Origin of the sequence: Erythrobacter sp. Dej080120_24 (genome assembly GCF_036322605.1) — a bacterium.
In the GTDB taxonomy this organism is placed as follows: domain Bacteria; phylum Pseudomonadota; class Alphaproteobacteria; order Sphingomonadales; family Sphingomonadaceae; genus Erythrobacter; species Erythrobacter aurantius.
The window spans coordinates 1,937,829-1,960,447 of record NZ_AP027262.1 but is presented as its reverse complement, the minus strand read 5'-3'; the positions used below and the strand labels follow the sequence as shown (position 1 = coordinate 1,960,447).

Sequence of the window (22,619 nt, the reverse complement as noted above, 5' to 3'; positions counted from 1 at the left end):
CGCTCACGGGAGGGTGATCGCGGCGACTGTCCCGCGGCCTTTCTCGCTCGCCATTTCCAGAGTGCCGCCGTGCGCTTCGACCAGTTGGCGCGCCAGACGGATGCCCAGCCCGGTGCCCTCGCCCGCTTCATCGCCGCCCCGCAAGGCCCCCTCGGCACGGGCGAGTTCGTCAGGCGTCATGCCTTCGCCATTGTCGCTGACCACGATCATCCCGCGCCATTCGTCGTTTACCGAAGGCTTGGGTATCTCGATCACGATCTTGCCGCCCTCCGGCGTGTGTTCGATGGCGTTGTCGAGCAAGTTGCCGACCGCCCGACCCAACTGGCGCGGATCGGCATCGACGACGCGCCCGCGCCGTCCTTTGAGATCTAGCCCAAGCCTAGCGCCGATGATCGCCTGTTCCCTTTCGCGCACCAGACCCGTCAGGAACGCCAGAAGATCGATCTCCTGCTTGTCGATAGGCAGCAACCCGGCCTCGCTTTGCGACAGGTCGAGGACGTTTTCGACCTGCTCGGTCAGTCGCGCGGTCGACGTCAGGATCGCATCGACATACTCGCCCGCCTGCTCGCCTATATCGCCCGCGGCCCCGCTCTTGAGCAGTTCGGCATAGCCGCCAATCGTGGTGAGCGGCGTGCGGAATTCATAGGACATGTTGGCAAGGAAGCGGGCCTTCACCGCGTCGGCTTCCTCGAGCGCGATTGCCCGTTCGCGCAGCGCTTTTTCCGCTTTTTGGGAGTCGGTGATGTCGAGCACGGTCAGCAGGCCGTTGCCGTCCGGCAGCGGCACGCCCGCAAACCTGAGTGTCCGGCCATCGGTGAGAGCCACCTGACCGTTCTTCTCACGCCGATCCAGCGTCGCGGCGCGCACGACGCTGCCGATCAGTTCCGCCTCTTGTGGATTGGCAAGGTTCTGTCCGATTGCCTCAAGCAGCCCTTCCGCGCTGGGATGGGTATCGAGAAATTCGCTCGGCAGACCCCAGGTCCCTGCAAAAGTGCGGTTCCATAGCTGCACCGATCCGTCAGGCGCGAAAATGGCGAGAGCCTCGAACAGGCTGTCGAGCGTCGCGGTCCGCGTCCGCAACAGCGTGTCACGGGTGGCGGAAAGCGCCAGTTGCTCGGTCCTGTCCTCGGCAATCATCACCAGACCGCCGTCGGGCATCGGCTGTGCGACCACCCGCAAATGGGTGCCGCCGGGCAGAGGCCAGTTTTCTTCCTGCGTGTCTGCGGCGTCGAACCATGCCGAACGTTCGCGGCGCCATTCAGGAAAGTCGCGGACTTCAGGCGTGCGGCCGAAATCGCGCGCGTCCGACAGAAGCCGTTCGAACGGAATGCGCGCTTCCACCACGCCCTGCGACAGGCCGAACTGGCGGCGGAATGGCCGGTTGGCAAAAGTCAGCTGCTCCTTCGCATTGAACTGCGCAACGCCGACAGAGAGCTGATCGAGCATGGCGCGCTGGGCATCCTTGAACGCCCGGAATTCGCGAGTGACCTGCTGCTGTTCCTCGATATCGATGGCGTATCCTGCGACGCCGTCGTGTCCCAGCGGCAGATCGGTCACCCTTACGCTGCGACGCTCCCCGTCAATCGTCACCGCATCATCGCGCTGCAATTCCACCTGCCGCTCAAGGCATTCGCGCGCGATCTGCGCGGGAGTACGCCCGCCTTCGGGTTCGAGCAACTCGATTTGACCGTCGATCACAGCCTGAAGACTTTCAGCCCCCACAGCTTCGACATAGGCCTGATTGACGAGGCGCAGGCGCATATCGGGATCGCGGAACCACATCGGCACCGGCGCTGCTTCGATCAGGCCTATCAAGGCGGTGAAATCGGCCTGGGATCGCTCCGCGACTTCCCGCAGCCGCACAAGTTCCTCTTCGCTGCTCGTGAAGTCGAAGACCCAGACAATCGCCGCGCCAGCGGGTGAGACTTGCGGGTCAGCCAGCGCGCCCTGCATCGCAAGGCTGCGGCGCGAGCCCGGAGGAGTGATCACGATCTGGAACGGTGTCGCGCTTTTCTGCGTCAGCCGGACCTTTGCATTGAGCGTTTCGACCTGCTCCTTGGACAAGCCTTCGCCATCGGCTCCTTCAAGCTCGCTCAGATACTTGGGGACCGATTGCAGCCCCAGCCATCGCGCCAGCCGCTCGGGCGCTTCGATCCTGCCGTCGACGCGCACCAGCATCGGTATGGCAGGCGCGACATCCAGCATCCGCTGCATCCGCTTGAGCGAGGTCTGCAAGGCCTTGGCCCGCCTCGCCTTGGCCGATGCCCGCAGGATCACAATTGCAGCCGCGATCGTCCAGACTGCCAGAAGCAGTCCGATTACAATCAAGGCTGTGGGCGTGATTTCCATCCTGTTCAGCTATGCCGGACCTTTCTTCCTTGCAACTGTTGCAGAGACGGAAAGCCCCCGCAATCTGGTCGGATTGCAGGGGCTGTCTGAACAAGTTGACCGGATCGATCCTAGTAGCGGTAGTGATCCGGCTTGAACGGGCCTTCCTTCGGCACGCCGATATAGTCCGCCTGCTTCTGGCTGAGTTTGGTCAGTTGCACGCCGAGCTTCTCCAGATGCAGTGCGGCGACCTTTTCGTCGAGGTGCTTTGGCAGGACGTACACGTCGTTTTCGTATTCGTCCGACTTGGTGAAAAGCTCGATCTGAGCGAGCGTCTGGTTGGTGAAGCTCGCGCTCATGACGAAGCTGGGGTGGCCGGTGGCGCAACCCAGGTTCACAAGGCGGCCCTTGGCGAGGATCAGCAGCTTCTTGCCATCAGGCAGCGTCACCATGTCGGTGCCTTCCTTGATTTCCTTCCACTCGTAATTGTTGAGCGCGGAAATCTGGATCTCGCTGTCGAAGTGGCCGATGTTGCACACAATGGCCATGTTCTTCATCGCCTTCATGTGTTCGCCAGTGATCACGTCTTCATTGCCGGTCGCGGTCACGAAGATGTCGGCGCGCTTGCACGCCTCTTCCATCGAGACGACTTCATAACCGTCCATTGCAGCCTGCAGGGCGCAGATCGGATCGATTTCGGTGACCATCACGCGGGCGCCGCCGTCACGCAGCGACGCGGCCGAGCCCTTGCCCACATCGCCGTAGCCGGCAACGCAGGCGACCTTGCCCGCCAGCATCACGTCGGTTGCGCGGCGGATCGCGTCAACCAGCGATTCCTTGCAGCCATAAAGGTTGTCGAACTTCGACTTGGTCACGCTGTCGTTCACGTTGATCGCGGGGAACGGCAGCTTGCCCGCCTTGGCGATCTGGTAAAGCCGCATCACGCCCGTGGTCGTCTCTTCCGACACGCCCTTGATCGCTTTCACCGAACGGGTGAGGTAGCCCGGCTTTGCCTTCACAAAAGCCTTCAGCGCGCGCTGGAATTCGATTTCCTCGGCATTGGCTGGGGCCGGCATTTCCTCGCCCGCCTCGATCCGCGCGCCCCACAGCGCGAACATGGTGGCATCGCCGCCATCGTCGAGGATCATGTTTGCGGTGAGATCGGGATCGGCCTCGCTCGACCAGTCGAAGATGCGGCCGACATAGTCCCAGTAATCCGCCAGCGTTTCACCCTTCACCGCGAACACCGGAATGCCTTGTGCGGCGATTGCGGCAGCGGCGTGATCCTGGGTCGAGAAGATGTTGCAGGTCGCCCAGCGGACTTCGGCACCCAGCGACACCAGCGTTTCGATCAGCACCGCGGTCTGGATCGTCATGTGCAGCGAACCGGTGATGCGCGCGCCCTTCAGCGGCTGGGCCGCGCCATATTCCTCGCGCAGTGCCATCAGGCCGGGCATTTCGGTTTCGGCGATGGAAATTTCGTCGCGGCCATATTGGGCGAGCGAAATGTCCTTGATGATGTGTTCCTGAGCGGGCGCGAGCGTAGCCATGACTGTCTCCTGATATTTTCTTGCCCTGCGCCCTAGCTGCGGGCTGCGTTCTTCGCAAATATAAACTTATCTTTATATCTGTAATTGTTGCCGCACGGCGATCCGGGTCTATATCGTTCCGGCAAGCTTCCCTCACACGAAAGGATATTTCTCGATGACTATTTCCGTTGGCGACAAACTCCCCGAAGTAACCCTCGTCAAAGCCACCGCCGAAGGGCCGCAGCAGGTGAAGTCGTCGGAATATTTCGCGGGCAAGAAAGTCGCGCTGTTTTCCGTTCCCGGAGCCTTCACCCCGACCTGTTCGGCCCGCCACCTGCCCGGCTTTGTCGAGAAGGCCGCCGACCTGAAGGCCAAGGGCGTCGATGAAATCGTCGGCACCGCCGTAAATGACGCCTTCGTCATGGGCGCATGGAACAAGGCCGCCGGATCGGACGAGATCACCATGCTGGCTGACGGCAATGCCGAATTCGTCGAAGCGATCGGCCTCACCATGGATGCCGCCGGATTCGGCATGGGCAAGCGTGGTCAGCGTTTCTCGATGGTGGTGAACGACGGCGTCGTCGAACAGCTCAATGTCGAAGCGCCCGGCGATTTCAAGGTGTCGAGCGCCGAGTTCATGCTCGATCAGTTGTAAGGCCTTCGTGGCAGGTGCAGCAGCGCAATGCTGCACCTGCGAACAAAGTTGACAAAGCCGACACGGTGTCAGCCGGGTTTTCTCCCGGCAAATTTCTGATTTCACGTCAAAATCGCCCCAAAAGGCGAAATTGACACTTATCCAAATTTAAAAAATTTTCCCGCCGCATCACCATTGATGCAAGCCATTGCACGGCGATGAGCCTGTAGGAAAGCGGCGCGGAAAATCGGGCAGGCGTTACCGCCTCAATACCCCATCAGGCTCATGACTTCCTGACGGCTGCGGTGATCGTCGAGGAAGCAGCCGAGCATGCGGCTGGTCAGCATCTCCACCTCGTGCACCTTCACCCCGCGGCCCGTCATGCAGCCATGTTCGGCGCTGATCACCACGGCGACGCCGCGCGGTTCGAGATTGTCCCAGATGCACTGCGCGACCTCAGCGGTCAGCCGCTCCTGCACCTGCAGGCGATTGGCAAACCCGTGCAGCACGCGGGCCAGCTTCGAAATGCCGACGACCTTCTTGTCAGGCAGATAGGCGATGTGCGCCTTGCCCGTGATCGGCGCCATGTGATGTTCGCAGTGCGACTGGAACGGAATGTCTTTCAACAGCACGATTTCGTCGTAGCCGCCGACTTCCTCGAAAATGCGCGAAAGGTGGATCGCGGGGTCTTCCTGATTGCCACGGCAGTATTCCAGCCACGCGCGGCCCACGCGCTTGGGCGTATCAATCAGTCCTTCGCGGGTCGGATCATCGCCCGCCCAGCGGATCAGGGTGCGGACGGCTTCCTGCACGTCCTCGGGTACGTCTGGCTTGTTCAAGGGATTATCCGGGTCAAAATCATCATGGTCATGGGACATATAGTTCATGGCGTTACCTCTCTGTAGCCGTTTTCCGGCCTATTCGTGGCAAGCAATTGGACCCGGTCTACGGTCCCTTACTTCCTCATTGTGATCCCTGGGATTAAAAGCCACGAGACTTCAGGGAGTTCCATGCGAAATTTGCAACTGAAGCCGAAGCGGACATTTGCGGCAGCGTTTTGCCGCTGCATATGGCTGATATAGGCATGACTGAGAGCAATTCACCCCTCGACCAGCCGACTCGCGCCGATTTCGAAATTGCCGCGCAAGCGGTGATTGCGCGCATCCCGGCGCGTCTGCGTGAGGAATTGGCGGAAGTGACGGTGCGAATCGAGGAGTTCGCGACGGCAGAACAGCTCGAATCGGTCGAGATCGAGACTCGCTGGGAACTCACCGGGCTATACGAAGGCACGCCCCTGCCGGAGCGATCGCTGTGGGATGAACCCTCCCTGCCGCCAGTGATCACACTGTTCCGGCAACCGCTGCTGCGGGAGATGGAGGAGACCGGCGTCGGGTTCGAGGAACTGGTGCGTCACGTCGTGATCCACGAGGCAGGCCATCACTTCGGCTTCTCCGACGACGACATGCACGCGCTCGAAGCCATGGTCGAAGACTGACGCATACACGGCAGGCCCCCTTCCCTGATCCACAAACAAAAAAGCCGGCCCCGCAGGGACCGGCTTTTTTGTTGGCGCACCCGAAAGGATTCGAACCTCTGACCCCCAGATTCGTAGTCTGGTGCTCTATCCAGCTGAGCTACGGGTGCGCGCTGAGGGGCGGCACATAAGGGGGTGTGCGCGGCATTGCAATCCCTGTTTCACGCTTTTTCGAACAGATTATGCGCCAGTTCCCGATCAAGCGGCGGCTTTTCAAGCGCCATCACGCCCGCTGCGTCGAACCATCGGATTTCCTCACCTTCGACCGCACGCGGTTCACCGGCCCAATCCGTGATCTTGTAAAGGAGAATTACAATCGCCGGGGAAGCCGCCGCAGATCGGTCTTCGGCAAAGGCAACAGGCCAACAAGCGTCCGGCATGACATTGATCGCGAGTTCCTCCTCCAGTTCCCGCACCAGTGCTTCTATTGGTTTTTCAGCACCTTCGACCTTGCCGCCGGGGAATTCCCAAAGCCCGCCGTGGTGCTTGTCAAACGGTCTGCGATGCATCAGCCATCGCCCGTCCCTGCCCTGCAGCGCACCCGCCACGACCCAGATTGGCGTACCGGCATTGTCGGAAATTTTTCCAACCATCGGGCTTCCTTCAACCATTTCTTAACGCCTTGAGCCGATTACCGGTTTCATCAGGAGCCACGGGTGACATCATGAAATTGACGACATTCCTCAAGCACATTGGGAACGACAATTCTGGCGCCACCGCTGTTGAATACGGACTGATCGTTAGTCTGATCGTGATCGCGATGATCGGTGCTCTCCAAGGCGTAGCCACGGCGACCATCGAAACATGGAGCACGGTCGAGACGCAATCCGTGGATGCCATGAACGGCAATAACTGATCGGAAAGGTTCCAAGTTAGGACTTTCTCAACTGCTGCTCATTAATCCCACGTATGTCTGTTCGGAATTTTTGGACGGGCACGGGTACCGAAGACTGAAACCAGGAGACTTACAATGACCTTTTTCAAGAACCTCGTTCGTGACGAGCAGGGCGCAACCGCCATCGAATACGGCCTGATCGCTGCTCTGATCGCCGTCGCTGCAATCACTGCCATGGGTTCGCTGGGCAACACCCTGTCGGACACCTTCTCGGAAGTGAACACCTCGATGCAGAACGAAGGCTAATCGCCCGTTCGAAACGAGTTAAACGTTTCAAGGAAGCGGCGGGGTTTTCCCCGCCGCTTTTCTTTTGTGCCCGGCGCAGGTGATCCGCCTAGCGACCGCGCACCACCAGCTTGACCTTCTGACCCGCCACCAACGAATCGTTGGCACCCAGCCCGTTAAGCACTCGGAAGCGCTCCACCTGCCCGCGATCATAGGCCATGCGCCGAGCGAGGCTGGCAACGGTATCGCCCCGCTGCACCGTTACGACCTGAAGCCGGCGCGGAATCACCTGCCCTGCCTCGGCCTGCGTGATTCGCCGCATCGACTGGAACATCGGCGCAAAGGTGTTGCTGCGTCCGGCGGGCGTGATCGCGGCGAAGTGATAGGCGCGATCATTCGAAAATTCATAGGCGTAGATCGTCACATCGACCTGGCTGTTGCCGTTGTTGACCCGCGCCTGCCCATAGGCTGCACGCAAGCCGTTGACCGTGGTTCGCTCCAAGGTTTGTGGGGCGAGATTGTTGTTCTGCCCGCCCAGCGCACGGAATTGCTGGCGCACATAGCTGTCGAGATCGCCATTATAAGGCGCGAGCGACAATTGCGCCTGCCCGCCCTGCCCGTTGATGCTGACGGCGGTGGTCGAATTGACCATGTAGAACCCCTGCGGCGCGGTGAAGCTGAGCCGCAGGACGGGATGGATGAAACGGCTGCCTTCGATCACGCCCTGTTCGGGATCATCGCCATACAGCAGCCCGTCGATCCGGGTCAGGAATGTGTCACGATTGGTCACACTGCCCGGCAACCCCTGCGATGCCGAGAACGCGCGCTGCACTCGGCTCGCGGGATCGGGGTGAGTCGAAGCCCATTCGGGCACGCTTGCATTGCGGCCCTGCAATTGCGCGTCGAGACTATTCTGCGCTGCAAGGCTGGCCAGCACGGTCGACATGGCGCGCGGATCGTAGCCCGCACGGGTCAGATACTGGATGCCCAGATCATCCGCCTCAAGTTCCTGAGAGCGCGAGAAGCTGAGCGTAAGCAACTGCGAACCCTGCAGAAACCCGCGCGACAATGTGCTGCCAAGGCTGCTGTCGCCCAGCAGCAAGGAGCTGCCGATTGCGCCCAGAACGCCGAGGATCGAATTGCGCTGTGCGGTCTGCTGGCGGCGCTGCGAATGGCGTGCGGCGACGTGGCCGACTTCGTGTCCCAGCACACCTGCCAGTTCGGCCTCGTTGTTCATCAGCGTAACCAGCTGGCGCGTGGTGTAGATATAGCCGCCCGGTACCGCGAAGGCGTTGTTCACGGGGGAATTGAGCAGGCTGACGGTAAAGCTTTCGCGCGCATTGCCGAGGCCCGATTGCACCGCGATATTCTTGCCCACCTGCGCGACATATTGCGCCTGCGAGCCGCCCATCGCGCCGCCGAACTGTGCCAGCAATTGCGGGTGATATTGCGCGCCCTGTTGCGCTTCGGAATTGGTGATCGGTGTCGATGCCGAAGGGATTTCCCCGCCACCCATGCACCCGCTCAGCGCCAATGCCAGCGGCGCGGCCCCGGCAATCCAGAATTTGCGTGCAGTCATCCCCATCGCGTCTCTCCCGCATCGGGGCGTCGCATGATGACCGCGACTTACCCACCCCGGCGCATGGTTTAACTATCGGGAAATTACGTGGCAGGGCAAGCCCGCCTGACTCTATCCGCCCAGTTGCAGGAACCGTTCCTCGCGCATCCGCATCAGGCTCTGGCTGTCGAGTTTGTCCAGTTCATCAAGCTCTTCGTTGATTGCCTGCCCCAGATTTGCCGCAGCCTCGGCCGGATTGCGGTGGGCGCCGCCGACGGGTTCTTTCACGATTCGGTCAATCACACCCAGTCGCTTGAGATGCTGCGCGGTGATCTTCATCGCCTGCGCCGCATCAGCCGCCTTTTCGGCGGTGCGCCACAGAATCGAGGCACAGCCTTCGGGCGAAATCACCGAATAGACCGCATGTTCAAACATCAGCACGCGTTCGGCACTGGCCAGCGCGACTGCCCCGCCCGATCCGCCTTCGCCGACGATCACCGAAACCATCGGCACCGACAGCGCGAGGCACGCCTCGGTAGACCGGGCAATCGCTTCGGCCTGGCCGCGCTCTTCCGCTTCGATTCCCGGAAACGCGCCTGAAGTGTCCACCAAAGTCACAACCGGCAGGCCGAACCGTCCCGCCATTTCCATCAGGCGGATCGCCTTGCGATACCCTTCGGGTTTGCCCATGCCGAAATTGTGCTTGATCCGGCTCTGGGTGTCGTTCCCCTTTTCGTGGCCGATCAGCATCACCCGGCGGCCGTTCAGCCGCGCAAAGCCGCCCATGATCGCCTGATCGTCGCCATAATAACGATCCCCGCCCAAGGGCATGAAATCGGTGAAGGCATGCGCAACATAGTCGCGGAAGTGCGGGCGCTGCGGATGGCGCGCAACCTGAGTCTTCTGCCACGGCGTGAGCGAGGCATAGGTGCTGGCCAGCAATTCGGCGCTTTTCGCTTCCAGCCGCTCGATCTCGGCTTTCACGTCGACATCGCCATTGCCATCGAGGCCGCGCAATTCCGCAATGCGCTCTTCCAGATTGGCGACGGGCTTCTCGAATTCGAGGTATGAAATCATGCCTCGTCGCTAGTCGCAACTGCGCCGCGCGGCAAGAGGATGGCGGGAATTTACAAGTTCGACCAGCCGCGCCGCATCGACATGGGTGTATATCTGCGTGGTCGAGATATCCGCATGGCCCAGCAGCGTTTGCAGCACCCGCAGATCCGCCCCGCCTTCCAGCAGGTGGGTGGCAAACGCATGCCTGAGCACATGCGGGCTGATCCCCTCCGGATCGAGCCCGGCGCGCACCGCCAGATCCTTTAGCAACTGGAACAGCCGCACCCGCGTCAGATGCTTGCCCCCGCGCGAAGGAAACAGGAACCGCGAAGGCGGTGTCGTGGGCCGCACCTTGATCCATTCGGACAGCGCCAGCCGCGCCCTTTCGCTGACAGGCACCATTCGCGCCTGCCCGCCCTTGCCCGTCACCGTGATCAGCGGCGCATCGCGCGGCACGGCGGATAGCGGCAGGCTGACGAGTTCGGTCGCCCGCAGACCCGAACCGTACAGCATTTCGATCAGGGTCAGTTGCCGCAACGCTGCGGGATTGCCGCTGCCCGCCTCAAGTTCGGCGCGTTCGAGCAGGGTTTCTACCGCTTCATGCGACAACACCTTTGGCAGGGGCCTGCGATTGCGCGGATTGGGGAGCGCGCCCGAAGGGTCATCGTCGCGCCAGCCTTCGTCCACGGCGAAGCCGAAGAACTGCCGCAAGGCGGAGCTCTTTCGCGCGATCGTGGAGGGGGCGAGATCGGCCCATTGCCCCGCCAGTTTGGCCACCGCCGCGCGGCTCGCCTGCGCCAGATCGCCCAGCGCCTCCTCCGCGCCATCAAGATCGCGCCGGTATGCTGCCAGCGTGTTTGCCGCAGCGCCGCGCTCTGCGGCGAGCATTTCAAGGAAAGCCTGTGTCGCCGCCGACACCGGAAATCAGCCGCGCGCGACCGCTTCGGCAGCGATCATCCGGGCTTCGGCTTCCATCCCGACACGGCGCAGGCTGGAGGTGAGGTAATAGAGATGCAGCGGGGTCATCTGCGACCAGCTTTGCCCCTGCATCCCCAGTCCTGCCAGCAGCGCGACCATCACCGGGTTTTCCACCTCCGCCGCGCGATCGATGATCCGGGTCCAGCGGGTCTGACGCGAAAGGTCAACGCCGTAACCGTCCGCCGCATTCACCGGCAAGCGGCCCAGCCCCGCCAGAGCGGCCACGAGAAAAGCGGACTTGCGTTCATCCTCGCTATCGTCGGACGCGACGAAGGCGTTGAGCGCATCGTCCTCAACCCGGCCCGCATCGGGATCGGCGAGCGCGATCAAGGCCCAGCCGAGCGATCCCGCTTCGACAGTTCCGGCCCATGCCGCCGCGTCCTTGTCCAGCCCGGCGGTAAGCATCGAGGCGATTAGCTCACCGGCGTCGTCAGCCTGATCGGCGGCAGGGGGAATACGGGCAGCGGCAAAGGCTGTCAGGATCTGCCCCGAAAATCCGATGGTCCCTTCACCCCACAGCCCGCGCATGGCGGTGATACGGCTATCCGGCTCGACGCCCAGATAGGCTTCGCGCAGCCGCGCTGCGCGGTCGGAGAATTCCCCGCCAATCGTGGGTTCGGCGTAAATCTGGCTGTAGAGATCGACCATGGCCGATGCGGAAAGGATACCCCGGCTCGCCGCGAGCTCCGCATACCCGGCACGCACGTCCAGCGGCAGCATCGGCGCGGTTGCGCCTGCCATTGCGTAATAGTCGGCGCGCGGCCCCGCGATCGCATCTTCGATCAGTCCCGTCGGGATTTCCTCGCCCAGCGCATTGGCAAGCGCGAACCGCCAAGGGGTCAATTCCTCAACCCCGTCCCAGCTTACAGTGGTTCCGCCCCGGCCCCGACCGGCCGCTCCGGCAAAGCGTTGTGCCAGAAGCAGGTCAATCTCTGGTGCGATCTCGCGGTTCTGCGCGGCGTTGAGCTGCGATGCGGCGAGCGCCCCTTCACCGGCATAGGCGTTGCAGATTGCCTGGAGCATGTCCCACTGTGCATCCTCACGCGCCGAACCCTGCAATCGCACAGCCGGGCAAGCGCCGACGATATCGGACGTCGCGATATAGGCTTTCAACGCCTCCGTCGTCATCGCCGGGCTCCAGTTGCCGGCATCTACATCCTGCACCAGACCGCGCGCGACAGCGAATTCACCCATCGAATTGAGCACTTGCGCGCGCAAGGCGACGAATTCCGCCGGGTTCATCCCGCGTGGCGCTGCCAGACGGCTCGCCAAAGCGCGCCGCATCACGATGTGGCCCCAGCGCGATACCAGCGGGCCCTTGGTCCCCTTCAGGATGGCGCGCACCAGCTTGGCCGGTTGGCGGGCCAGCGCCTGCGACGGCAAACCGCCTTCATCGGTGCTGATCAGCCCGACACGGGCCATGGAGCGGCGCGCTGCAGGCGGGATGTCGAATTTCGGCTTGAGCCCGAGCAGATCGTCAAGCTGATCGGTGGACAGTTCCTCCAGTTCCTCAAGCGAGGGCAGGCGCGACAACTCCTCCTCGGACAATTGCGGGGCAGCGGGCAGCTCCGCGGGGACACCCGGAATGGGAGGCGGCAATGGTCCTGCCGGCGCTGCACCTGGCGCAGCGGGTGCTGTCGGCGGAGCGGCAGTCGGCCTTGGAGCCGGGGTCGGCGTGGGGGCCGGATCGTCAAAACCGGGCGGCAAGAGGGATTCAGGCGCCTGCTGCGCGCTCGCGAGGCCTGTCGAAAGCCCTGCGGCCAACGCGCCGCCCAGCGCAATCGCGGCCACTCCCGCGACAAGACCCGCGCCCCGCATCATTGCGCACCTTCCGATGTCGGCATGGCGACCGGTTCGATGATCGGGCGGATCGGCTCCTGCCCACCGTCGATATAGGCAACAATCAGCACCGCGATCACCACCAGACCAAGATAAAGCGGCCACCGGCGTGGCGGACTGCCGCGCTTGATCGGAGAACCGGAAGGATTTTTCGGTTGTGCATGGGTCGCGCCCGGATTGTCAGACATATTGCGCGCGCTCTACCCCATCTATAGGCCAAGCCGCAATGACTGGTAACGCAAGTTTGACCCGCAAGGATATTGCCGATGTGGCCGCAAGGCTGGATCGGCCTGTCGTGCTGGTCGGCCTGATGGGGGCTGGCAAGTCGACAGTGGGGCGCAGGCTTGCCGGAATGCTGGGCCGCAAATTTGTCGATGCCGACGACGCGATCGAGGAGGCGGCGCAGCGTTCGATCCCGGAAATCTTCGACGAATTCGGCGAAGCCTATTTCCGCGACGGGGAACGCCGCGTTATCGCTCGCCTGATCGAAGAGGAGCGCGGGGTGATCGCCACCGGGGGCGGCGCCTTCGTCGATCCGGAAACGCGTGCGCTAATTCTTGAACGCGCCGTCGCCGTGTGGATCGATTGTGACATCGACACGCTGGTGGAGCGTACCGCGCGCCGCAACACCCGCCCGTTGTTGAGAAACGGCGATCCCAAGCAGATCCTGACCGATCTTATGGAAAAACGGCGCGAATTCTACGCGCAGGCGCATATCCGCGTGACAAGCGACAACGCCCCGCACAAGGACACGGCGCGTTCCATTATCGAGGCGATAGACAAATGGCTGTGACCAACCCGCCACCCGTCCGGGTCGAATTGGGCGGGCGATCCTACGACGTGCTGATCGGACAGGGCTTGCTCGACGATGCGATGGTGCAGGCACGCAAGTTCATCGAACCCTATGCCGGGCGCACAGTGCCGGTGGTGGCGGACGTGAATGCCCGCAAGTATCACGGGGAAAGCCTTGCCCGCTCGCTCGCCAGCGACGGCTATGAGATCGCATGGTATGAAGTAGCCTCGGGCGAAGCTTCGAAGAGCTGGGACAGCCTTGCGCGGTTGACCGACTGGCTGCTCGGCCTCGGCATTACCCGCAGCGATCACGTCTTCGCGCTGGGTGGCGGCGTAGTCGGCGATCTTGTCGGCTTTGCCTGCGCGATTCTGAAGCGTGGCTGTGGATTTGTGCAGATACCCACGACACTTCTCTCGCAGGTCGATTCTTCGGTCGGCGGGAAGACCGCGATCAACACCGCCGCGGGCAAGAATTTGATCGGCGCCTTTCACCAGCCCTCGCTGGTGCTGGCGGACACCGCGATGCTCGACACCCTGCCCGACCGCGAGATGCGCGCCGGCTATGCCGAAGTGCTCAAATACGGCCTGCTTGGCGATGCCGAGTTCTTCGCATGGCTGGAGGCAAACGGCGGCAGGGTACTGGCACGCGATCCCGAGGCCTTGAACCAAGCCGTCGCCACATCGATCCGCGCCAAGGCCCGCATCGTGGCCGAGGACGAGCGCGAGACGAGCGGAGTGCGCGCTCTGCTCAATCTCGGCCACACATTCGGCCACGCGCTTGAGGCGGAAACGGGCTTTTCCGACAGGCTGCTGCATGGCGAAGCGGTGGCGCTGGGCATGGTGTTGGCTGCGCGATATTCGGCGCGGCGAGGCGAGCTTTCACAAGCGGAGGCAGAGCGCACCGCCAGCGCCATCGCCGCTGCGGGCCTGCCGTCGGAAATCAATGCGCTCGGCATGGATTGCGACGGTCGGCGGCTGGTCGATCACATGCTGCACGACAAGAAGATGGAAAGCTCCGGCACCCTTCCATTTCTGCTGATGAAGGGCATTGGCGCAGCTTACATGGCGCGCGATGTCGAACTGGCTGATGTCGCCGCGTTTCTGGATGGGGAGCTTGAATGACCCGCTTCATCGATCTGTCGATCCCGATCACCAATGACGTGATCTCCGATCCCGAAGTCATGCGGCCCAAAGTGACCTACATGACGCATCAGGACACCTGGGGGCAGATCGCGATGTTCTTTCCGGGGCTGGAAAAGGACGACCTGCCCGATGGCGAAGGCTGGGCGGTCGAGATGCTGGAACTCAGCACGCATAACGGCACCCACATGGACGCGCCGTGGCATTACCATTCGACCACCGATGAGGGAGCCTCCCCCGCCCCCAGCATTGACGAGGCTCCGCTCGACCGGTTTTTCCGCCCCGGCGTGAAGCTCGATTTCTCGCACCTGCCCCACGGCCATGTGGTGAGCGCGGCGGAGGTGGAAGCGGAACTGGCGCGCATCGGATATGATCTGCAACCGCTCGACATCGTTCTGGTGCAATCGGGTGCAGTCTATGGCACCGACAATTTCACCGATCAGGGTGTTGGCCTGGGCGCCGAAGCGACGCTGTGGCTGACGCAGCGCGGTGTCGAAGTGGTCGGCACCGATGCGTGGAGCTGGGACGCGCCCTTCAGCCACACGGCGAAACGCTGGGCTGAAAGCCGCGATCCGGCGATCATCTGGGAAGGCCACAAGGCCGGTCGCATCCGCCCCTATTACCAGATCGAAAAGCTGACCAATCTCGAAAGCCTGCCCCCGCACGGCTTCATGTTCAGTTGCTTCCCGGTAAAGATCGAACGCGCCAGCGCAGGCTGGATACGCGCCGTGGCGATTGTCGACCGATGTCTGTCAACGTGATCATCCTCAACGGGGTCAGCAGTTCGGGCAAGACCACGCTTGCAAAGGCGATCCAGAAATACTCGCATGAAATCTGGCTGCATGTGGCGATGGACAGTTTCATCGCCATGCTTCCCGACGGGCGTGAATTCGACCGTGAGTGGTTTCCCATGGTCGAAGTCAGCCGCGAAGGCGAAGTCTTGCCTCAGATGACAAACGGGCCTTCGGGCGAGGCATTGCTGCTGGAAATGCGCCGTCTTGTCAGAGGGCTTTCGGAAACCGGCTTCAACGTCATCGTGGATGAGGTTGCCGAAGCGGACACTATAGCGGATTACCGTGGCCGGCTGGGGAACGGCTGCCTTGTCGTGAAAGTCGATGCCCCGCTATCGGAGCTTGAGCGGCGGGAAAGAGAGCGCGGGGATCGGCTCATCGGACTTGCGCGCGAGCAGTCCGAACGCGTGCACAATGGCATCAGCTATGATTTGGAAGTCGATACCCACGCACAGACGCCGGATGCTCTGGCGCGGCTGATTCTGGAACGGATCGCAGCTTAACCCGCAGGCCGCGGCAGTTTCGTCACCTTGTCGCCCAGATCGGCATCCTTGGCCGCTTCGTGCTCGGCGAGCATCTCGTCATGTTCGGCAAACAGCCGCTCAATTTCCGTCCGGCGGTCCAGCAGCATGTGTGCAATACCGGGCGCAAGGCTTTCGCCCTCGCCGATCTGGCCCAGCAATGCGGCAAGATCGCTGACAGTCGCATCGCGCGGGGTTTTGAAGAAATGCCCCTTGCGGTCGAAGTATCCAGTGCCTTTCTTAGCCATAATCAAATCCCCCACAGGTTGATCATGCGGACACAGTCCGAATCAGCACTTGAATTGTCCTACAAAACCCATCCTGTAGAAAGTGCAGCTGTGGAGAAAGCCGCTGTTTCCACGGCTTTCGTCGTCCGCGTACAATGAGGAAGCGGATTAATAACAGGCGTTTGAAATAGAATGTCGCCAGCAGGAAAGTTGTGGGCAATCCTTCTCGCGACCCGACTACTCAAGTTCCAGAATCACCGCGTCAACCGCGAGGCTCTCACCCTCGTTCGCGTTGATCTTCGCGATGACGCCTTCCTTTTCGGCGCGCAGGATGTTTTCCATCTTCATCGCTTCGACCGTGGCGAGCGGCTGACCGGGCTGAACTTCGTCTCCCTCGCCAACGTGCAGCTTCACCAGCATCCCCGGCATCGGGCAGATCAGCAGCTTGGACAGATCCGGCGGGATTTTTTCGATCATCCGGCTTTCGTGGCTGGCCAGCCGCAGCGGCAGCACCAGTGCGCGGGTGGCAGCGCCGCGGGTCGTGATGATCCAGTTCGCACCGTCGCGTTCCACGATCAGGCCATAGGTCGCGCCGTCTGCGGTGGTGGCCGTCGCCTGCGACATGCCGGGCAGCCAGTCACAGTTCCCTTCGACCCGGTGCCCGTCAACCATGGCATGGCCATCACCCAGGATGACTTCGTGCCGCGTATCGCCGATCTTCACCATCCATTCGCTGGTGACAGCAAGAGCCCCATCAAGCTGGCCCGAAATGCGCCGCGCCCGGCTTTGCCAGGTGAATTCATTGCCCGCACAGATCGCCGCGAGCATCCGCTGGAAGTCCTCGCTGATGGCCGCACCGTGGAAGCCATCGGGGTATTCTTCCGCGATAAAGCCGGTCGTCAGCTCGCCCGAGCGGAAGCGCGGGTGCTGCATGATCGCACTGAGGAAATCGACATTGTGGCCCAGCCCCTTGATCCGGAACCGGTCGAGCGCCTCGATCTGCAAATCCGCCGCCTCTTCGCGGGTCGGTGCCCAGGTGATCAACTTGGCGATCATCGGGTCGTAGAACATCGACACCTCGCCGCCTTCGAACACGCCATCGTCGACGCGTACGCTGCCCACGCCATGCGCGACCCCGCGCCGCGGCTTGCCAGCCACCTCTCCGTCATCGGTCCAGCCCGGAACCGTGGGCGAATAATGCACCAACCGTCCGGTTGAAGGCAGGAACCCGCGATAGGGGTCTTCGGCATAGACGCGGTTCTCGATCGACCAGCCGTCGATGCCGATGTCGTCCTGCGTCAGTTCCAGCTTCTCACCGGCAGCCACGCGGATCATCTGTTCAACCAGATCGACGCCCGTGATCGCCTCCGTCACCGGGTGTTCCACCTGAAGCCGGGTGTTCATTTCAAGGAAGTAGAAGCTCTCGCCCGTCGGGTCCGCCCCGCTGACGATCAGTTCGACCGTCCCGGCGGAGTGATAATCCACCGCACGGGCCAGAGCGACGCATTGCTCGCCCATCGCCTTGCGCATCTTGGGCGTGACGAAGGGCGAAGGCGCTTCTTCGACCACCTTCTGGTGGCGGCGCTGGATCGAGCATTCGCGCTCGTTCAGGTAAAGGATGTTGCCGTGCTTGTCGCCGAGGATCTGGATTTCGATGTGTCGCGGGTTTTCGATGAATTTCTCGATGAAAACGCGATCATCGCCGAATGAATTGAGGCCTTCGCGCTTGGTCGCCTCGAACCCTTCGCGCACGTCCGCTTCGGACCATGCAAGGCGCATCCCCTTGCCACCGCCCCCGGCGGAAGCCTTCATCATCACCGGATAGCCGATATCGTTCGAAATCTCGACCGCGTGATCGGTGTCGCGGATTTCGCCGACGAAGCCGGGGACAACGTTGACGCCCGCTTCCTTTGCCAGCTTTTTCGATTCGATCTTGTCCCCCATCGCCGCGATGGCTCCGGCGGGCGGGCCGATGAAGGCGATATTCTCGGCCTCAAGCGCCTCGACGAAGCTCGCGCGCTCGGAAAGGAAGCCATAGCCGGGATGCACCGCTTCGGCCCCGGTCTGCTTGCACGCGGCGATGATCTTTTCGGGGATCAGATAGCTTTCCGCCGCGGGCGAGGCGCCGATGTGCACGGCCTCGTCCGCCATCCGCACAAACGGCGCATTGCGATCGGCATCGGAATAGACCGCGACGGTAGCAATGCCCATCTTGCGGGCGGTCTGAATCACGCGGCAGGCAATCTCACCGCGGTTGGCAATCAGAATCTTCGAAAACATCGTCTCTCCACGCGAGGAATTCGGGGTTGGCAAAGGCCTATGCCGCGCAGTTGCGAGCGGCGCAACCTAGCTGATTTGCGTTGCCTCAATAGGTTTCGGCCAGTTCGCGCAACTGGGCCGTGCGCAGTTCGGTCAGATGGGTCTTGCAGGTCGATACCAACAGCGGTTCAAGACTGCCGCCGCGCGCGGCGTAACCCTCGGACCGGCAATGCGCGTCGCGATAGGCGATCCATGCGCGCTGCGCCTCCAGCAGCGAGTCGAAATAGCCCGGACGATCATCCCAATCGGGTTTGTCAGCCTCGCTGTCGCGTTCCCGCATGGCCTGCCGGGTCAAACGCCATTGCGCGTTGAGCGCCGCGTCAGCGATCAGATAGCCGCGATGGGCACAAATGTTCATTTCCTGCTGCACGCCCATTTCCGCAGCCTGCTCGTCGCATTCGGGCAAGTCATTGGCCTGAACCAGCAGCATCAGCAGAGCGGAGATCATGCGGCAATCCCTTTGGCAAAAGTGACCAGGCTGTCAGCATAGGCGGGCGCGCCGCGCCTGTCGCCTTCACCACTGACGAGCGTTTGCACCGCGCGGCCCAGCATGGCGATATTGTCCGCAGACAGCGCGCCGAGCGGTTCGACATAGATGCCGATGGTGAACAGGATCGCCCCCGTTTCAGGAAGACGGCGCAGGGTCTGGCGTTCGGAACGCACGAACAGCGTCTCGCCAGCGTTCTCCGGAGTGACATGGGCAAAGGCCTCTTGCGGGGGCCTGTCGGCGATCCAGCGACGTTCTCCGGTCGCCGCGATGAACCAGTTGCAGCGCGCATAGATCGGGCCGGGGCGCAGCGTTTCCATGAAGCGGTCCACCCCGCTCGCCAATTGCTCCTCATACCCCGCAATCGGCGCGTGCAGCGCTCGCAGCGGCAGGCCGAGCTTGTCCTTGGGGTGCCAGTCCGATGGCCATGCAACCGCTGCGCCGATCAGGCGATAATAATCCTCATCCGCGAAACGTTGCAGCAGGCACATGTCCTCATGCGCGGCCAGCGCGGCTTCGGGCAATCCGCCATCGGTGCCGAGCATCGCGGCCAATTCCCGCCCCGGCACCTCGGCATAGCGGGTGAGCGCGATCCCTTCAGGCCAATCGGCAAAGCCCTGTTTCCGCGATGCAAGATCGGGTTCGGGCTGAAGCCATTGATCTTCCGTCAGCTTGACCAGCCCCATCCGCAATTGCCCGCCGCCGCGCGCCTTGGGCAGCAGCGTATCGACGGAAAAGCCGAGCGACATTCAGCCGCCTCGCCGTTCGCAGCGCAGCGTCAGGCCGTATTCCTCCAGCCAGTCGGCATCGGTTGCCAGCAGATATTGCAGCGCCTCCGGCAAAAGGCCGTGGAGGCTGTTGGCGTGGACCAGCTCCGTACGGCGATCCGAAAAGCAGAAGGCCTGGCTTTCGGAAAGGTTCGCCAGCAGGCGCTCCATCCCGATTTCCGTGGCCCCGCCTTCATCCGCGAGACTGAGGTAGATCGGCGGACGGACGGCATCACCCGGATCGCGGCGGCTCAGCGCCTCGGAATCCCATTGCAGGCTGGGCGAGATCGCAGCGTAGCCGGTGAACATCGCGGGCGCATCGGCCCATGTGTCAACCACGAAATGGCCCGCCGCACTTTCGCCCACCAGAACGGCGGTGCCATCGTGGCGATAACGCGCCTCGACCATCGGCTTGACCACCTCGGCCAGCCATTGCCGGAACGCGGCGCTTTCCCCGGCGGTGGGATAGCGTTCGCGTTCCTCGGCATCGCCGGTGGGTGGCAGCAATTCGCGCTGGCGATCCTTCGTCTCGATCCCGACGACAATCGCATCCCGGCTGCGCCCCCACAGCGCGCCCCAACGCATCAGGCCGACACCCATCATCAGATCCTGCGTGATCGCCCCGTCGAGCATGTAGACCACCGGCCAGCGCCGATCAGGCTCCGCCGCGTAATCGGGAGGCAGTATAACGTTGACCGCGCGTTCGGCCCCGACAGCCTCGAGCGTATACGCTTCGCCTATCGTAACGGGCTGCGGTTCCAGCTCTGCCGGAGCCATGGCGGCAGCCGCCCCGGCGAGCAGGAACGAGATCACTCCGCCGCCTCGTCCAGCCCCTCGCCCAGCGGCGGCATGTTGTGGCCGAGCAGCACGAGGATATCCGCCGCGCATTCGACCACGTTCGAACCCGGCCCGTAGATACCCTGCACACCTGCTTCGCGCAGGAAGTCATAATCCTGCGGGGGGATCACGCCGCCGGCCGTCACCTTGATGTCGCCCCGGCCTGCTTCCTTGAGCAACCGGATCAGTTCGGGGATCAAGGTCTTGTGGCCTGCCGCAAGACTCGACGCGCCGACCACATCGACATCATGCTCCAACGCCATTGCGCAGGCTTCGGAAGGAGTCTGGAATAGCGGGCCGGAGACGACATCGAACCCCATGTCGCTGAACGCGCTGGCGATCACGTTTGCGCCGCGATCGTGGCCGTCCTGGCCCATCTTGGCGACCATGATGCGCGGAGCCCGGCCAAGGCGACGCTCCACGGCATCCACACCGTCCGTCACCTGAGCCCAGCGGCGATCGAACTCATAGGCGCTCTTGTAAACGCCCTTCACCGGCGCGGGCGTCGCATCGTGGCGGCCGAACACCTCTTCCATCGCCGCGGAAATCTCGCCCAGCGTCGCGTCGGTGCGCGCGGCCTCCACTGCCAGCGCAAGCACATTCGCCCCGCTCTTGCAGCCATCGGTCAGCGCAGCCAGCGCCGCGCGGCATGCCGCCTCGTCGCGGCCCGCGCGTACCCGTTCGATCCGTGCGATCTGCCCGGCGCGCACTTTCTGGTTGTCGATGTCGAGCGTGTCGATCGGGTCTTCCTTGTCCTTGCGGTACTTGTTGACCCCGACGATCACGGTTTCGCCCTTGTCGACCTTGGTCTGCTTTTCCGCTGCCGCGCGCTCGATCGCGGCCTTGGGAGCGCCGGTGGCGACATAGGCGGTCATGCCGCCGGCTGCGTCCACTTCTGCGATCAGCTTCTCGGCTTCCTCAACCAGTGTCGCTGTCAGCGCCTCGATGTAATGCGAGCCGCCAAGCGGATCGACCACGTCGGTGATCCCGCTTTCCTCTTGCAGCACCAGCTGGGTGTTGCGCGCGATGCGAGCGCTGAAATCGGTCGGTAGCGCTATGGCTTCGTCCAGCGCGTTGGTGTGGAGCGATTGCGTGCCGCCCAGCACCGCCGCCATCGCCTCGATCGTGGTGCGCATGACGTTGTTGTAGGGGTCCTGCTCCTGCAAGGACACGCCAGATGTCTGGCAGTGGGTGCGCAGCATCTTGGAGCGTTCATCCTGCGCGCCCAGCCCATCCATCACCCGGTACCACAGCGTGCGCGCGGCGCGCAGCTTGGCGATCTCCATGAAGAAGTTCATGCCGATGCCGAAGAAGAAGCTCAAACGCCCGGCAAAGGCATCAATATCCAGCCCGCTGGCACAGGCGCGGGTGACGTATTCCTTGCCGTCGGCGATGGTGAAGGCAAGCTCCTGCACCGCTGTCGCCCCGGCTTCGTGCATGTGGTAGCCCGAAATCGAGATGCTGTTGAATTTCGGCATGTTGGCCGAAGTGTATGCGATGATGTCCGAAACGATCCGCATCGATGGTTCGGGCGGATAGATGTAGGTGTTGCGGACCATGAACTCTTTCAGGATGTCGTTCTGGATCGTGCCTGAAAGTTGCGCTTGCGAAACGCCCTGACGTTCTGCCGCGACGACGTAGAACGCCATCACCGGGATCACCGCGCCGTTCATCGTCATGGAAACGGACATGGTATCGAGCGGGATCTGGTCGAACAGCACTTCCATGTCAGCCACGGTGTCGATTGCGACCCCTGCCTTGCCGACATCGCCGGTCACGCGCGGGTGATCGCTGTCATAGCCGCGGTGGGTGGCGAGATCGAAAGCGACCGACAGACCCTTTTGCCCCATCGCCAGATTGCGGCGGTAAAAGGCGTTCGATTCCTCGGCGGTGGAAAAGCCCGCATATTGCCGGATCGTCCAAGGGCGGCCCGCATACATGCTCGCCTTAACCCCGCGCGTGAACGGGGCGAAACCGGGCAGTCCGGGGTCGAAGCCTTCGTGATCGGCCTCGGTATAAAGCGGCTTGATCGTGAAGCCTTCTGGCATGGCGCGGGTAAGATCGCGGCCCTTCACTTCCTTGTCTGCGAGCGATTGCCAATCGGCGGTGGTGGTTTTGTCGGTCATGCGATGCCTCTAAGCATAATCGTCATGCCAGCGAAA

At 62.5% G+C, this 22,619-nt stretch carries 23 protein-coding genes and 1 tRNA gene; 8 read left to right on the top strand and 16 right to left on the bottom strand.

Translation table 11 applies throughout. The annotated features are described in order from the left end of the window. Positions 1-3: 3 nt before the first annotated feature. Entirely contained in the window at positions 4-2,349 is a 2,346-nt protein-coding gene (locus AABA34_RS09375; RefSeq protein WP_338302399.1) for a PAS domain-containing sensor histidine kinase, read from the bottom strand. A 110-nt stretch (positions 2,350-2,459) separates the two neighbouring features. Further along, positions 2,460-3,878: an adenosylhomocysteinase gene (ahcY, locus tag AABA34_RS09370; RefSeq protein WP_034953761.1), complete on the bottom strand. Its 1,419-nt coding sequence runs from the start codon at positions 3,876-3,878 to the stop codon at positions 2,460-2,462. Between the two features lie 154 nt (positions 3,879-4,032). On the opposite strand from ahcY, the gene AABA34_RS09365 reads away from it, so the two are divergent. After that, positions 4,033-4,512, top strand: a complete 480-nt coding sequence (locus AABA34_RS09365; protein WP_034953759.1) for a peroxiredoxin — start codon at positions 4,033-4,035, stop codon at positions 4,510-4,512. A 245-nt stretch (positions 4,513-4,757) separates the two neighbouring features. Here AABA34_RS09365 and folE read toward each other — a convergent pair whose 3' ends face one another. After that, the gene (gene folE, locus AABA34_RS09360; protein ID WP_407931938.1) at positions 4,758-5,378 is read right to left on the bottom strand and encodes a GTP cyclohydrolase I FolE; all 621 of its coding nucleotides are present in this window, start codon (positions 5,376-5,378) and stop codon (positions 4,758-4,760) included. Between the two features lie 197 nt (positions 5,379-5,575). Between folE and AABA34_RS09355 the strand changes: the two genes are divergently transcribed. Then, the gene (locus AABA34_RS09355) at positions 5,576-5,986 is read left to right on the top strand and encodes a metallopeptidase family protein (RefSeq protein WP_338302398.1); all 411 of its coding nucleotides are present in this window, start codon (positions 5,576-5,578) and stop codon (positions 5,984-5,986) included. Between the two features lie 72 nt (positions 5,987-6,058). Here the strand turns inward: AABA34_RS09355 and AABA34_RS09350 are convergent. Both AABA34_RS09350 and AABA34_RS09345 read right to left on the bottom strand, forming a co-directional pair. After that, positions 6,059-6,135, bottom strand: a tRNA-Arg gene (locus tag AABA34_RS09350). A 51-nt stretch (positions 6,136-6,186) separates the two neighbouring features. After that, positions 6,187-6,618 (bottom strand): (deoxy)nucleoside triphosphate pyrophosphohydrolase, encoded by a 432-nt coding sequence (locus AABA34_RS09345; protein WP_051699923.1) that lies wholly within the window; start codon positions 6,616-6,618, stop codon positions 6,187-6,189. Between the two features lie 71 nt (positions 6,619-6,689). On the opposite strand from AABA34_RS09345, the gene AABA34_RS09340 reads away from it, so the two are divergent. Both AABA34_RS09340 and AABA34_RS09335 read left to right on the top strand, forming a co-directional pair. Continuing rightward, a complete protein-coding gene (locus AABA34_RS09340) occupies positions 6,690-6,881 on the top strand; it encodes a Flp family type IVb pilin (protein WP_034953757.1) in 192 nt (63 codons plus the stop codon). A 114-nt stretch (positions 6,882-6,995) separates the two neighbouring features. Then, positions 6,996-7,166: a Flp family type IVb pilin gene (locus tag AABA34_RS09335; protein WP_084155636.1), complete on the top strand. Its 171-nt coding sequence runs from the start codon at positions 6,996-6,998 to the stop codon at positions 7,164-7,166. Positions 7,167-7,254: 88 nt separating this feature from the next. On the opposite strand, the gene AABA34_RS09330 is transcribed toward AABA34_RS09335, so the two are convergent. The 5 genes from AABA34_RS09330 to AABA34_RS09310 form a co-directional block, all read right to left on the bottom strand. Then, a complete protein-coding gene (locus tag AABA34_RS09330; protein ID WP_034954709.1) occupies positions 7,255-8,724 on the bottom strand; it encodes a M48 family metalloprotease in 1,470 nt (489 codons plus the stop codon). A 111-nt stretch (positions 8,725-8,835) separates the two neighbouring features. After that, positions 8,836-9,780 carry an acetyl-CoA carboxylase carboxyltransferase subunit alpha gene (locus tag AABA34_RS09325; RefSeq protein ID WP_338302397.1) on the bottom strand — a complete coding sequence of 315 codons (945 nt, stop codon included), beginning with the start codon at positions 9,778-9,780 and terminating at the stop codon, positions 8,836-8,838. 9 nt (positions 9,781-9,789) lie between these two features. Then, positions 9,790-10,677, bottom strand: a complete 888-nt coding sequence (locus tag AABA34_RS09320; protein WP_034953752.1) for a tyrosine recombinase — start codon at positions 10,675-10,677, stop codon at positions 9,790-9,792. Positions 10,678-10,683: 6 nt separating this feature from the next. Beyond that, complete coding sequence (locus AABA34_RS09315; RefSeq protein WP_338302396.1) at positions 10,684-12,558, bottom strand: hypothetical protein; 1,875 nt, start codon at positions 12,556-12,558, stop codon at positions 10,684-10,686. After that, positions 12,555-12,764 (bottom strand): hypothetical protein, encoded by a 210-nt coding sequence (locus AABA34_RS09310; RefSeq protein WP_252257591.1) that lies wholly within the window; start codon positions 12,762-12,764, stop codon positions 12,555-12,557. The genes AABA34_RS09315 and AABA34_RS09310 overlap by 4 nt, the downstream gene beginning before the upstream one ends. Positions 12,765-12,802: 38 nt before the next feature. Here AABA34_RS09310 and AABA34_RS09305 point away from each other — a divergent pair, with 38 nt between their 5' ends. Genes AABA34_RS09305 through AABA34_RS09290 form a run of 4 tightly spaced genes read left to right on the top strand, consistent with a single transcriptional unit; the run spans position 12,803 to position 15,802 of the window. Continuing rightward, positions 12,803-13,369, top strand: coding sequence for a shikimate kinase (locus AABA34_RS09305; RefSeq protein WP_034953747.1), 567 nt, complete (start codon positions 12,803-12,805; stop codon positions 13,367-13,369). Next, the gene (gene aroB, locus AABA34_RS09300) at positions 13,360-14,490 is read left to right on the top strand and encodes a 3-dehydroquinate synthase (RefSeq protein WP_338302395.1); all 1,131 of its coding nucleotides are present in this window, start codon (positions 13,360-13,362) and stop codon (positions 14,488-14,490) included. Before AABA34_RS09305 ends, aroB begins: the two co-directional genes overlap by 10 nt. Then, entirely contained in the window at positions 14,487-15,269 is a 783-nt protein-coding gene (locus AABA34_RS09295) for a cyclase family protein (RefSeq protein WP_338302394.1), read from the top strand. The genes aroB and AABA34_RS09295 overlap by 4 nt, the downstream gene beginning before the upstream one ends. After that, positions 15,254-15,802 carry a phosphotransferase-like protein gene (locus AABA34_RS09290; protein ID WP_338302393.1) on the top strand — a complete coding sequence of 183 codons (549 nt, stop codon included), beginning with the start codon at positions 15,254-15,256 and terminating at the stop codon, positions 15,800-15,802. Before AABA34_RS09295 ends, AABA34_RS09290 begins: the two co-directional genes overlap by 16 nt. On the opposite strand, the gene AABA34_RS09285 is transcribed toward AABA34_RS09290, so the two are convergent. The 6 genes from AABA34_RS09285 to scpA all read right to left on the bottom strand — a co-directional run bounded on the left by AABA34_RS09285 (position 15,799) and on the right by scpA (position 22,583). After that, the gene (locus AABA34_RS09285; protein ID WP_034953737.1) at positions 15,799-16,068 is read right to left on the bottom strand and encodes a hypothetical protein; all 270 of its coding nucleotides are present in this window, start codon (positions 16,066-16,068) and stop codon (positions 15,799-15,801) included. The genes AABA34_RS09290 and AABA34_RS09285 overlap by 4 nt on opposite strands. Before the next feature lie 216 nt (positions 16,069-16,284). Beyond that, positions 16,285-18,327 (bottom strand): acetyl-CoA carboxylase biotin carboxylase subunit, encoded by a 2,043-nt coding sequence (locus AABA34_RS09280; protein WP_338302392.1) that lies wholly within the window; start codon positions 18,325-18,327, stop codon positions 16,285-16,287. 85 nt (positions 18,328-18,412) lie between these two features. Next, positions 18,413-18,814, bottom strand: a complete 402-nt coding sequence (locus AABA34_RS09275) for a lysozyme inhibitor LprI family protein (RefSeq protein ID WP_338302391.1) — start codon at positions 18,812-18,814, stop codon at positions 18,413-18,415. Next, on the bottom strand, positions 18,811-19,602 hold the full coding sequence (locus AABA34_RS09270; RefSeq protein WP_338302390.1) for a heme-dependent oxidative N-demethylase family protein: 792 nt from the start codon (positions 19,600-19,602) through the stop codon (positions 18,811-18,813). The genes AABA34_RS09275 and AABA34_RS09270 overlap by 4 nt, the downstream gene beginning before the upstream one ends. Next, positions 19,603-20,433, bottom strand: coding sequence for an alpha/beta hydrolase (locus AABA34_RS09265; RefSeq protein ID WP_338302389.1), 831 nt, complete (start codon positions 20,431-20,433; stop codon positions 19,603-19,605). It abuts the gene before it with no gap. Beyond that, a complete protein-coding gene (scpA, locus tag AABA34_RS09260) occupies positions 20,430-22,583 on the bottom strand; it encodes a methylmalonyl-CoA mutase (RefSeq protein ID WP_338302388.1) in 2,154 nt (717 codons plus the stop codon). Before scpA ends, AABA34_RS09265 begins: the two co-directional genes overlap by 4 nt. Between the last annotated feature and the right edge of the window lie 36 nt (positions 22,584-22,619).